The organism is Serratia sp. LS-1 (assembly GCF_003719595.1).
Taxonomy (GTDB): domain Bacteria; phylum Pseudomonadota; class Gammaproteobacteria; order Enterobacterales; family Enterobacteriaceae; genus Serratia; species Serratia ureilytica.
Genome location: NZ_CP033504.1, coordinates 4,803,099 through 4,815,850, shown reverse-complemented (window position 1 = coordinate 4,815,850; position 12,752 = coordinate 4,803,099). Strand labels below are relative to the sequence as shown.

The 12,752-nt window shown below is 63.3% G+C and carries 9 protein-coding genes; all 9 read right to left on the bottom strand.

The genetic code is table 11. The annotated features are described in order from the left end of the window. Positions 1-50 precede the first annotated feature (50 nt). Positions 51-542, bottom strand: a complete 492-nt coding sequence (locus tag EDY99_RS22875) for a hypothetical protein (protein WP_046688087.1) — start codon at positions 540-542, stop codon at positions 51-53. Then, a complete protein-coding gene (locus tag EDY99_RS22870; RefSeq protein WP_226772930.1) occupies positions 523-1,257 on the bottom strand; it encodes a winged helix-turn-helix domain-containing protein in 735 nt (244 codons plus the stop codon). The genes EDY99_RS22875 and EDY99_RS22870 overlap by 20 nt, the downstream gene beginning before the upstream one ends. 326 nt (positions 1,258-1,583) lie before the next feature. Continuing rightward, positions 1,584-2,204 (bottom strand): DUF2238 domain-containing protein, encoded by a 621-nt coding sequence (locus EDY99_RS22865; RefSeq protein ID WP_069100926.1) that lies wholly within the window; start codon positions 2,202-2,204, stop codon positions 1,584-1,586. 120 nt (positions 2,205-2,324) lie between these two features. Continuing rightward, on the bottom strand, positions 2,325-3,389 hold the full coding sequence (locus EDY99_RS22860) for a YncE family protein (RefSeq protein ID WP_123062085.1): 1,065 nt from the start codon (positions 3,387-3,389) through the stop codon (positions 2,325-2,327). 60 nt (positions 3,390-3,449) lie between these two features. Next, on the bottom strand, positions 3,450-4,310 hold the full coding sequence (locus EDY99_RS22855; protein WP_049277458.1) for an isochorismatase: 861 nt from the start codon (positions 4,308-4,310) through the stop codon (positions 3,450-3,452). 3 nt (positions 4,311-4,313) lie between these two features. Next, the gene (locus EDY99_RS22850; protein ID WP_033641588.1) at positions 4,314-5,942 is read right to left on the bottom strand and encodes a (2,3-dihydroxybenzoyl)adenylate synthase; all 1,629 of its coding nucleotides are present in this window, start codon (positions 5,940-5,942) and stop codon (positions 4,314-4,316) included. A gap of 7 nt (positions 5,943-5,949) precedes the next feature. Beyond that, a complete protein-coding gene (locus EDY99_RS22845) occupies positions 5,950-7,155 on the bottom strand; it encodes an isochorismate synthase (protein WP_046688082.1) in 1,206 nt (401 codons plus the stop codon). 212 nt (positions 7,156-7,367) lie between these two features. Next, positions 7,368-8,624, bottom strand: coding sequence for an enterobactin transporter EntS (gene entS, locus EDY99_RS22840; RefSeq protein ID WP_033641586.1), 1,257 nt, complete (start codon positions 8,622-8,624; stop codon positions 7,368-7,370). 176 nt (positions 8,625-8,800) lie between these two features. After that, positions 8,801-12,745 carry an enterobactin synthase subunit F gene (locus EDY99_RS22835; RefSeq protein WP_122017085.1) on the bottom strand — a complete coding sequence of 1,315 codons (3,945 nt, stop codon included), beginning with the start codon at positions 12,743-12,745 and terminating at the stop codon, positions 8,801-8,803. Between the last annotated feature and the right edge of the window lie 7 nt (positions 12,746-12,752).

Genomic DNA, 12,752 nt, shown 5'->3' with positions numbered 1-12,752 from the left:
CCAGGGCCAACGAAAAACAATCCCCCGGCGTTGCCGGGGACATTCTCCGCTCAGGAGGCCGTGGTGCACACGAACAGCGGCGCATGGTTACCACTGAACAGATAGTGACGCTCATCAACTTTTTCAATTCGCCAATGGATCAATGGCGCCGACATAGGCAAACGGCGGTTAAGCGCTTCATTATCCAAATTGTCTTGCGACTTTCTGACCGCTTCCTTACGGCGCAGCGTGTAATTACTCCCCTGCCGCTGATAGTCCATGATCATTGCCCGCTCGATGGTATAACGCGTATCGCCGTCAAAAAAGCTGCCGCTCAGCAACAGGGTCACGCTCCGCGCGCCCTCAGGCACGACGCTGACCAGCAACACGCGCTGCATCAATTGGTCAGGCAACTGATCGGTTGAACGCAGTACCGCACGGCACTCCGGGATTTGCGGTTTGAAAAACAAGAAATAGGCGGAAACGCCGCAGCCTGCGATCGCCATCGCGCCTAACAGCGCGTAACGGTAGCGCCAGAGGCGCTTACTTAACCCGGCTTTCATAATAGTTCTCGCATTGCACTTTGCCCGCGGCCATTTCCGCCTGTGGGCAATAGAAGTAATAAGAAGCCCGGGCTCGCCCAACGGCCCCCGACAACACCGATCCGCTATCGTAGTACAGCAGCGTCGCCGGTTCCGTACACCGAACCGACTTATCTTGCGCCAACATATTTTTCAAATGCGCCAGATCGGCCTCACCGGGTCCCACCTTATGGTAAGAAGCCACAAACTTCACCTCACAGCTGCCGATGTTGCCTACGCTTACCGTGCTGATCGGCGCATAGCCGGCGTCCTGCCAGGCCCACAGGCCGCTCCCCGCCGCCAGCAACAACAACGCGGCTAGTCCGAGGCGCTTAAATCGCAACGTTAGCAGCGGCCTGGTCGGCAAGGCGTTGTCTGCAGCCACCGGGAGCGGCATCTCCGGCAAACTCTCCGCCAGGCTGTCCGTCGTTTTCAATGAAGCGGCGGTGAACATGAATCCCTGGCGCGGCAACGTAACGATAATGTCGTCCTCGCCCAGGGCGGCAAACATCTTGCGCAGAATGGAAATGGTGTTATTGAGATTATTGCCGGAGGCCACCTGACCGTGCGCTTCCCACACCTGCGTCAGCAGGGTATCGCGGGAGAGCACCAGGTTATTGTTTCTGACCAAGGCGGACAGCAGGCGGTTCAGGGTAGCGGTGAGCGGTTGAGGCGGCAGCTCAGCGTTGAGATCCACCAACTCTGATCTATCCTCATGATATTTAATCTTATTATTAATTACGTATCTCATTGTTCCCCGCTCAAAAAACTAATTAATAATAATTAGCCCTTGTTAAACATGAGAATAGTAGCACACGGCATGAGTTAAGAAAATTCCTAGAAAAACGCATAAAAAGCTAAATAAACATAAATATAGGAAATAACATTGCGCTGTCTCACAGGGCGCCAAACATTTAACTGATGATTGTCGATTTTTATCATGTCGATATTAAAAATGCCGCCCGGCAAATACCGGGCGGCACGAGAAATATCCATTTTCACCAGGCTCAACCGCCGCCGGGCTTACGCCTTTAAACGCCGCAGTTGCCGATCCTGCCAGCCACCGAACAGCCATTGACCGGCTATCGCGCCAAGCAAGGCGCAGAACATGTCGGACTGCGTGTCCCACGGGTCGCCCTGGGTGCCGAGAAACTCATCGGCGCCCTGGCCCAGCGCCAGCGCCGCCCACCACTCGATAAGCTCATACACCGCGCTGATCGCCAGCGCGATACAGCACACTACGAAGCCCAGCATTTTGCGGCCCCGCACATAACCGCCGCGCAGCAGGATCTCGCGCGCCGCCAGCGCCGGCACCAGCCCCTGGAAGAAATGCCCCAGTTTGTCGTACGGGTTGCGGCCAAGATCCAGCCACTGCTGCACCTCAAACCCCAGCGGCACGCGGGCGTAGCTGTACATGCCGCCGAAAATCAGGATCAGCGCGTGGAAGAAAATCAGCGTATAGAGCAGCGGCGTCAGCGGATAACGGCGATGGGTCAGCCACAGCAGCGGCAAAACAATCAATACCGGCGCCACCTCCATCAGCCAGGTGGTGCGATCGTAAGGGCTGATGCCGCTGTGGATCAGCGCGGCCAGCAGCAGCAGAGTAATAACGGACAACAACAACGGCGTGCGTGAGACGGGCATAACCAACGTTCCTTCGGGTCAATAGGGCAATCCCCTCTTTATACCGCAGATCGCACGGCGAAAAAAAACAGGCGGAGCGTCGCCGCTTCGCCTGTTCGAGGGGGGTTATTCTGCGCGGGATTACTTCAGCGCTACGCGGATCACGTCGTCCGGCGCGGTCGCTTCTTTCTCGCGGCTGGAAGCCTGCTTGACGCTGACGTACAGCGTCTGGCCGTCCGGCGACAGCGCCAGGCTGTTCGGATGGGTCGGCGTCTTGATGGTGTTCAGCACCTTGTAGCTCTTGGCGTCAATCACGCTCACTTCGCCCGCCTGGCGGTGGGTGACGTAGACTTCATTGCGCGCCGGGTTGAACAGCACCGCCAGCGATTCCGGCACGTCGATCTTGCTCAGGATGTTGCCGTTGCGGGTATCCACCACCAGCACCTGCGGCTGCTTGGAATCGGTGATAAAGGCGCGGTGGGTGGCGGTATCCAGGCTGAGGTTCAGGAAGAAGTGCTCTTTAGTCTCATCCAGCTTCTTGCGCGACAGCACCTTGTTGCTCTGGGTATCGATGGTCACCAGCTCGCCGTCGGCGTTGGTGACGTATAGGCGCTTGGCGGCGGCGTCCAGCGCCAGGCCGGTGCCGTACTTGCCGGTGTCGGTTACGGTGGCGCTCAGGGTCAGATCCTTGCCGTCCACCACCCACACCACGCTGGATTCACCCAGCCCGGTGATATACAGGGTATCGCTGTCGGCATCCGCCACCAGTTCGCGCGGCGCCAGCGGCTTGACGGTCTCGGAGCGCTTGCGCGCGTCCAGCACCAAGCGGCCTTTCACGTCGCCGGTCTTGGCGTCGATGGCGGTCACCGAGTTATTGACCGTGTTGCCGAAGAACAGCGTGCCGGTTTTAGCATTAACGGCGGCGCCGAACGGCTTGATGTCGTTATGGATAATTTGGGTCACGTCCAGCGTGGTCGGATCCAGGCGGTAAACGATGCCGCCCTTGTCCAGCTTGCGGCTCTGCGACGTCGCCAGGTAGAGCGCGTTCTCGCTCGGGCTGTAGGCCATTTCATAGGCGCCCTTGCCAACCGGCTTGCGCAGCACTTCCGGCGCGGTCTGCGCCAGCAACGAGTTGGAGAACAGCAGCGTGGACAGCAGCATCAGCGGAAATGCCGCACGTTTTCCCTTGGTGATCAAAGCATTCATCAAAATCTCCTTATAGAGCCAACGGGGCGACCGAGCGGCCGCCCTCTCTCGTTATTAAAATCAGGCTTTCTCTTCGGAAAGCAGCGCCCACCAGCTGTCGATGGTCGGGTTGCGCGCCAGCGCGATAAAGTCGATATCGCCGCGGATCTTGCGCCAGCGGGTCGCCAGCTCCATGATGCGCACCGAATCCAGGCCGTAATCGATCAGGTTTTCATCGTTGCCCATGTCTTCGCTGTCTTCGTCCAGCAACGGCAGGATCTGCTGACGCAGCGCATCGATGCTGGCAATGCCCACCGCCGGCAACAGAGACGCGGTGGTCACCACCCGGCCGCAGCGGCCGGCGGTGTAGCGCAGCGCCATCAGGTGTTCGTCACGCGAGAAATCCGCCAGGCCATCGGCCACCATGAACGGCTGGATGTTGCGCATGAAGGCGTCGATAGCGGTGGTCAGGCAGCCGATGTGCGCGTACACGCCGCAGATGATCAGCTGATCGCGGCCGGACTCCTGCAGGATCTCCTGCAGCGGCGAGCGGTGGAAGGCGCTGTAGCGCCATTTCACCAGCACCGTGTCGTCTTCGTCCGGCGCCAGCGCGGCGGTCACCGCCTGCTGCTCGGGGTGTTTGTTCAGGCCCGGCCCCCACATGTCGTTCAACAGCGCGCGGTCCTCATCGCTCTGCTGGTTCGGCTGGGCGGTATAAAACACCGGAATGCCCTGCTGTTTGCAGTAGCGACGCAGGTTGGCGATGTTCTCCACCACCTGTTTGATCAGCGCGCTGTCTTCGCCCCAGAAATTGAGGAAATACTGCTGCATATCGTGGATCAGCAGCGCGGCGCGCTGCGGTTCTACCTGCCAGGTGACTTTATTTTGCGGCAGTTCGTCCGCCGTCGGCAGCGCGTAGTCATTAAGTTTTGGAATGGCCATCGATTAATCTCCCTGAGCCTGAGTCTGTAGTTGCGCGTCGAGCTGCTGGCGCAGCCGTTTTTTGTCCACTTTGCCGACCGGAGTCAGCGGCAGGCTGTCCACCTGAATAAAACGATCCGGCAGTTTGAAGTCCGCCACGCCCTGTTCGCGCAGGTGGCGGCGCAGCACCACCGGCTTGAGCGGCGCGTTGGCGATGATATAAGCGCAGCTCTTCTCTCCCATCAGCGCGTCCGGCATCGACACCAGCGCGGCGTTGATCACGTCCGGATGACGCAGCAGCAGGTTCTCGATTTCCTCGGCGGCGATCTTCTCCCCGCCGCGGTTGATCTGGTCTTTCTGCCGCCCCTGCACGGTGATGTAGCCGTCTTCGCTGATGCTGATCAGATCGCCGGAGCAGTAGAAACCGTCGGCGTCGAAAGCGTCGGCGTTGTGCGCCGGGCTCTGGTAGTAACCGCGGAAGGTATAAGGCCCGCGCGTCATCAACCGGCCGACCTCGCCCGCCGGCAATGAATTGCCGTCGTCATCCGCCACCCACACTTCGTCGTCCGGCGACATCGGCCGCCCTTGCGTCGTCAGGATGTGGCGTTCGTCGTCGTCCAGCCGGGTGTAGTTCACCAGCCCTTCCGCCATGCCGAACACCTGCTGCAGTTGGCAGCCGATTTCGTTCTGAATGCGCGCCGCCAGCGTTTCGCCCAGCTTGGCGCCACCCACCTGCAGCAGTTTCAGGCTGGCGAGCTGGGCATTACCGCCCCACTCTTCGATCGCCTGCAGCCACAGCGTGACCGCCGGCGGCACCAGCGCCGTCACGTTGATTTGATGCTGTTCGATCAGGCGGAAGCACTGCCCGGCATCAGGATCGGCGGCGAACACTACCCGCCCGGCGCCATAAAATACGCCCAGCACGCCCGGCGAGCTCATCGGGTAGTTGTGCGCCACCGGCAGCGCGCACAGATAACGGGTCTGCGCGTCGAAACGGCAGATCTCCACGCTGCGGCGAATGCTGTAGTAGTAGTCGTTGTGGGTACGCGGGATCAGCTTCGGCGTACCGGTGCTGCCGCCGGAAAGCTGGAAGAACGCCACCTGATCGGCCGCGGAAGGCTGCGCGACGAAACCGTCGCTGGCTTCGTCCAGCCAGGCGGCCAGTGCCAGCTCGCCCTCGGGCTGGCTGCGCAGCGCCACAACCCGCAGCGAAGGATGCGCATCGCGAAAGGCGTTCAGGAATTGATCGTCGGCAAACAGCGCGTGCCGGCGATCGGCGATCAGCAGCGCCGGTTTGATCTGCTCGGCATAGGCGTTCAGCTCGCTGCGCTGATGGCTGAACAGCGCGTTGACCGGCGCCACGCCAATTTTCAGCAGCGCGAAGAACACGATATAAAATTCCGCCACGTTGCCCAACTGCACCAGCGCGGTGTCGCCGGATTTCACGCCGCGGCGCAGCAAAGCGGCCGCCAGGCGATCGGAGCGCTGCTGCAACTCGCGGTAGGTCAGGCTGCCCTGGGCGTCGATAATCGCCGGAGCGTCATTGTTGGCCTGGCGGTCGAGGATCTCGGTCAGCGGCTTGTCAATCCAGTAGCCGCGCTCGCGATAGCGGCTGGCGAACTCCGCCGGCCAGGGGGTAAAGGCAATGCTCATCTTGTCGTTATCCTTGATTCATACCAAAGGCACGCAGAATGGTGCTGAGTTTGGTACCTGTTTCATGCCATTCAGATTCGGGTGAAGAGTCTTCCACAATGCCGGCGCCGGCGAACAGCCGCACCCGGTTGCCGTCAACGGTGCCGCAGCGGATAGTCACAACCCACTCGCCGTTGCCTTCGTCGTCGCACCAGCCGACGATGCCGCCGAACAGGCCGCGATCGAACGGCTCCAGCTTGCCGATCAGGGCGTGCGCCTCGGCCGTCGGCATGCCGCACAGCGCCGGCGTCGGGTGCAACAGGCAGGCCAGCGACAGGGCGTTTTCGTCCGGAGACGCCGCCTCGCCGTCGATCGGCGTGGAGAGATGCCACAGCGTGGTGGTGGTCAGCAGTTCAGGGGTGTGCGGCACGTTCAGGTAGCGGCAGCGGCCAGCCAGCACGTCGCGCATGCTTTCGGTGACGATGCGGTGCTCGTGGCGATCTTTCGCCGAGGCCATCAGCCGCTCCCCCACTTCGCGATCGCGCTGCGGATCGGCCTCGCGCCGGGCGGAACCGGCCAGCGGGTTGGAATAGAAACGGCCACCGTCCTGACGCAGCAGCAGCTCTGGGCTGGCACCCAACAGCGCGCCCTGCTCCAGCGGTACATGGAAGTGGAAACCGTGTGGGTTCTGGGCGATCACGCGCGCCATCAGCGCATGGCGATCCACCGGCTGACGCGTTTCGATCTCCAGCAGGCGCGACAAAACCACTTTATCCAGCTCACCGGCCTTCATCGCGGCAACGGCGTCGCTGACCATGTTCATGAACGTCTGCTGCGGCGGCAGCTCCGTCACCCCGGCCAGTTCAGGGCCGTTCGCCGAAGGCCGAACGCCGGCCATAAAGGCGGCGCGGTCGAACCAGCGGCTCTGCTGGGGAACAAACAGCGCCGAAGGCTGCCGGGTATCGAACGGAATGGCGCCACACAGCAGCGGCTTTTTGATGCCGGCCTGACGGGCCTCGGCAAACGCCTGCCGCACGCGGCGCTGGAACTCGCCGTTCAGATCTGCGCCGTCCGCGGCCGGCAGGCGAATGCGGCTGAAACAACCGGTGGTGGTCAAGCTGCGGTAAGGGGAGGTAAAGAAGAAGCCCGACGCCGGAGAAAAATCAGCGGCGAACCGGTGTTCTTCGCGCTCCTGCATTTCCTTTCGATTGATGTCGTTCACGGCAGTAACCATCGCTTCGCCCTCAAGAATTTGAAGTGATAACCAATATAATAATGATTATCATTTGAGTTGATTCCGCGCTAAATTACTCGCCGATATTTGCTATGTCAATAAACGTAAGCACTTCTTTCATTTCGAAATCATGACATAAACGCTGTGGGTTTTACGCATGCCGATGATAAGCATTGCTATTTGATCCCACAGCGTTGTTTTAACGCGTTCGACTACTTTTCTGTGGCGGGCTGCGGCTCCGGTTTGTGCAGCGTAACCTGGCGCAAACCGGTCATGGCGAACAGCAACAGGATGCCGAGCAGCGCCGCGCCGAAGCCGAAACCGCTGGCGCTCATTGCCGGCAGCATAAAGGCGCCCATCGCCCCCAGCAGCAACGCGCCCAGCGCATCGCCCACCACGTTCTGCGCCGTCCACAGGCCGTTGATGCGGCCAAGGAAATTGTCCGGCGTCAGGCCCTGGATCAGGCCGTATTGCAGCAGCGAGTTCAGCGCGCTCAGGTAGCCGAACGCCACCAGGCACAGCAACGCCAGGCTGTACCACGGCATCAGGCCGAACAGGCCAATAGAGGCGAAAGCCGCGATCGCCGTCAGCAGCATCACCCAACCGGGGCGCGCCACGTGCGCCACGCGCCCGCTGGTGAACGCACCAATAGTCGCGCCGAGCGGCACGGCGGCGTACATATAACCGAGGTGGGCTGCGTCGATGCGCCAGCTTTCCGCCATCGCCGGGTACAGCACGCGCACCGCGCTGGCCATGGTCAGCAACGCGCCGATCAGCGCCACCATGCCGATCACCTTGTTCTGGAACAGGAAGGCGAAACCGCCCGCCAGCGCGCGCAGCGGATGTTCCCGCGGCTGCGGCGGCGGCATCAGCTGCGGCAGGCTCAGCAGCGGCAGCAACGTCAGCAGGGTGCCGAACGCCGCCAGGCCGTAGTTCCAGGCGATGCCCATATGGGCGATCACCAGGCCGCCGATGGCCGGGGAAAGAATCGAGCCGAAGCGCACCGTCAGCATGCTGATGGCGCCCGCCTGCACGATGTTTTCGCGGCCCACCAGCGCCGGCGTGGCCGCCAGCAGCGCCGTCACCCCCACGGCGCCGAAGAAACCGTCCCACACCGCCAGCAGATAAATGGCCGCCAGCGAAGGTGACGGCAACAGGGCGTTGAGGCACAGGCCGACGAACCCGATGCCGCAAGTGGAGCGCGCGAACAGGATCAACCGGCGCCGCTCATAGCGATCGGCCAATACGCCGCCCATCAGCAGCCCGGCGAACATGCCGCCGCCGGCCAGCGTCACCGCCAACCCGACCTGCAGGGTGGAACCGGTCAGCGCCTGGATCTGCACCGGGATGGCGATCGCCATCAGCCCCAGCGCCACAATGGAGATGAAACGCGCGCAGAATACCGCGCGAAAGGCCCGGTGGGTTTTCAGCAGGCTAAAATCAAGCAGGATGGAGGGTTTGCTACTCATCGGTTGTTCACCACATCTTTAAACGGGGATTCTGCAGTTGCGGAGCGCTATGCTAGCACAGATAACGAAATCAATAATGATAATAGAAATCATTGATATTCAATTGTGAGCGGACGCAAGAAACGCCGCCAAACGCGGGGCAATCCCCGTGCCTGGCGGCGAGATGACGGGCGTCATTACAGCGTGCGCAAAATCCGATTCAGCAGCGGCCCCAGCACTTTGAACGACGCCGGCGAAACGATATCGACATGCGCGCAGTCGAGCTCGTGCGCCTGCAGCGCATCGACGTACTGCGACCAGGTCTGCTGCACGTCCATCCCTGCCTGCAACGTGCGTTTGGCGACGAACAGCGTCGCCTGGCCGTGGAAGCGGGCGGTCCGCGTGTGCGACAGCAACCGCACCGAATCGGCGTAGTTGGCTTCGATGTTGTCGAACATCATGGTGCGCGTCTCGCCCAGCGCCGGATCGAGCGTATCCTGCGACACCGCCAGGAACTGTTCGCGCTCGCGCTGCACTTCCTTCAACACGTTGTCGTCCAGCATTACGTCCCAGTTTTGGGTCTCCGGCGGATAGGTATCCAGCAGGCCGAGGAAAGCCACCTGCTCGCCGCGCGCCTGCAGCCGGGCGGCGATGCCCTGGGCCAGCGTGCCGCCCAGCGAGTAGCCGATGAAGTGGTACGGCCCGTGCGGCTGCACCTGCAGCACCGTCTGCAGGTGCGCCTCCACCACCTGGTCCATGTCTTCGCTCAGCGCCAGCGGGCCGTCCGGCCGCGGCGACTGAATGCCGACCAGCGACCAGTGCTGATCGAGATAGCGCGGCAATACGCTGAACTGCCAGGAGAAACCGGACGCCGGATGCAGACAGAACAGCGTCGGCCCCTCGGTGACGCGCAGCGGCAATACGCTGTCGAAGCCACTGCGATCGGCCTCTTCCTGCGTGCGATCTTCCGCCAGCAAGGCGGCCAGTTGCTCGACGCGCGACGCCACCATCACCTGGCCGACGGACACCGCCTTGCCCAGATCGCGGCGCAGCTCGGCCGCCAGACGCATCGCCAGCAGCGAATGGCCGCCCAGCGCGAAGAAATCGTCGTCGGCGAATACCTGCTCGCGCTGCAGCAGGCGGGCAAATACTGCGGCGATCTCGCTTTCCAACCCGGCCTGCGGCGGACGCCCTGCCTTGCGCTCACCGCCCTGCGGCTGCGGCAGGGCCTTGCGATCCAGCTTGCCGTTGGCGCTCAGCGGCAAATCGTGCATTTCCACCAACGCCACCGGCACCATGTGCGGCGGCAGACGGTCGGCCAGCGCCGCGCGCAGGGCTTCCGCATCCCAGCTCGCGCCAGGCTGCATCACCAGATAACCCACCAGCTGGCGCGCATCGCCGCCGGCGTCCACCGGCGTGCCCTGCAGCACCCGCGCGTGCGTCACCGCCTGGCGCACGCCCGGCAGCGACAGCAGGGCGTGGTCGATTTCACTCAGCTCGATACGCTGCCCGCGGATCTTCAGCTGATCGTCGCTGCGGCCCAAATATTCCACCGCGCCGTCCGGCAGCCAGCGCGCCACGTCGCCGGTGCGGTACATGCGCCCGCCCTCACCGAACGGATCGGCGACAAAGCGGCTGGCGGTCAGATCCGGCCGGCCAAGGTAGCCGTGCGCCAACTGGACGCCGGTCAGATACAGATCGCCCGCCACGCCCGGCGGCACCGGCCGCAGACGCGCGTCCAGAATGCGCAGCCCGGTGTTCCACACCGGCAGGCCAATCGGCACGTTGGCGCCGGTCACCTTCGCCAATGCCTCGCCGTAGGCCGGATGCCAGGTCACGTCCACCGCCGCTTCGGTCGGGCCGTAGAGGTTGTGCAGCGGCACCGCCGTGCGGCTTTGCCACAGGCGGCACAGCTCCGCCGGCAGCGCTTCGCCGCTGCAGAACACCTGGCGCAGCGCGGCGCAGCTCGCCACCGCCGCGTCGTCGTCCAGGGCGGCAACGAAAGCCGCCAGCATCGACGGTACGAAGTGCATCGTGGTAATGCGGTGTTGAGCGATCAGCTGTTGCAGCTGCTGCGGATCGCGGTGCGCCTCCGGCGGCGCCATCACCAGCCGGGCGCCGACCATCAATGGCCAGAAGAATTCCCACACCGAGACATCGAAACTGCACGGCGTTTTCTGCAGCACCGCGTCGTCCGCCCCCAGCGGATACTGGTGTTGCATCCACAGCAGGCGGTTGACGATCGCCTGATGGCCGACCAGCACGCCTTTCGGGCGCCCGGTGGAGCCGGAGGTAAAGATGATATAGGCCGCATGGTCCGGCGTCGGGCCCGCGATCGCCACCCCGGCGGCGTGATCGGCCGCCAGCGGCGCGTCATACAGCAAAATTTCGCCCTTGTCGGCGAAACGCGCCTGCTGCGCCGGGTGAGTGATGAGCAAGCGGGGCGCGGCGTCTTCCAGCATCATCGCCAGCCGCTCGTCCGGATAACCGGTGTCCAGCGGCAGGTAGGCGGCGCCCGCTTCGACGATCGCCATCAACGCCAGCGACAGGAACACCGAGCGCGGCAGCGCCACCGCCACGATGTCGCCCGGCCGCACGCCCTGCGCCACCAGCTGGCGCGCCAGCGCCGTGACCTGCTCGCGCGTTTCGCGGTAGGTGAAGCTGAAATGCGCATCCGCCAACGCCGGCGCGTCCGGCGTGGCTTGCGCCTGCTGCGCCAGCAATTGGCTCAGCGTGGTCGCCGGCACCGGATGCGCCGTGTCGTTGATCCGCGCCAGCAGCGCGCGATCGTCGGCGGTCAGCATATCGGCCTCGCCGATCGGCAACGTTGCCTGCGCGGCGAACTGCGCCAGCAGCAGCGGCAACCGTTGCAGGTGCGCCTGCAGCTCCTGGCGGCTGTAACGTTCGGCATTGGCCAGCAGCTCCACCTTCAATTGGTGGTTTTCATCGATAAACAGCGCAATCTCCAGATCGCGCACCGGCCCGGAGGCCAGATCGTGGGTAATGCCCTCGATGCCGGCGAAATCCAGCTGGTAATCGAACATTTTGAAGTTGAAGACCGTGCCGTACAGCGGTTCGCCGTCGCCGATGCGCCCCAGATCGCGCTGCACCTGTTCGGCGTCGTAGCGCTGATGGCGGCGCACCGTTTTCAGCTCGCGGCTGATGCGTGCGGCGGCCTCATACAGCGTGGCCTGCGGCTCGAGATGCATCTCCATCGGCAGCACATTGATCACCGGGCCGGCGGCGCACAGGGCGGCCGAGCCGGTACGGCGCATGAAGATAAAACCGGCGCTGAAGCTCGGTTGGCCGCTCAGGCGTGACACCCACAGCGCCACCAGCGCCACCGCCATATCGGCGGCGTTCAGCTTCTGCTGCGCGCCACGCTGCACCAGTTCGGCGAAGGCCTGCGGATCGCAGCGCTGTTCCAGCCGGTGGATGCGCGGCGTGGGCGTTTGCCCGGCCAGCGGCTGCGGGCAGATCGTGGCCGGCGGCGGCAGCTGCCGCGCTTTTTCGCGCCAGAAATCGGCGTCGCGTTGCCAGGCCGGCGCCTGCCGGTAAGCCTGGTATTCCGCCACCACGTCGCTGAACGCCGTAAATGGCGTCGGCTCGAGCGCGTCGCCGCGGCAAAGGTGGGTATAAATCGCCGCCACGCGGCGAGCGATGGCGGTGAAGCTGAAACCGTCCACCAACAGATGGTGATAACGCTGATACCAGAACCAGCGATCGTCCGCCAGGCGCATCACCACATGGCGATACAGCGGTGCGCCGCTGCCGGCGCGCAGATCGCTCGCCAGATCGATGTCCATCAGCGCGCGAGCGGCGGCTTCGGGATCCGGCGACGTCGTCAGATCGACAAGTTCCGGCGCGTGCACCGCCAGCGCGTCGTCCAGCCATTGCACCGGCACGCCGTCGCGTTCCGCAAAACGCAGCCGCAGCATGTCCACCTCGCCGAGGCCCTGGGTGATGGCCTGCAGCAGGGGCTCCACGGCGACGGGGCCGTTGAGTTCGATGGCATGCGCCACCGCGTAAGCATTGCGATGCGGGGAGATTTGATCGGCGACCCAAATGCCGGGTTGCGCCGCGACCAGCGGCCATTCGCCCGCAAGCGCCGGGCCGCTGAGAGAGTTAGGGGTGTGTGACACTGCTTAT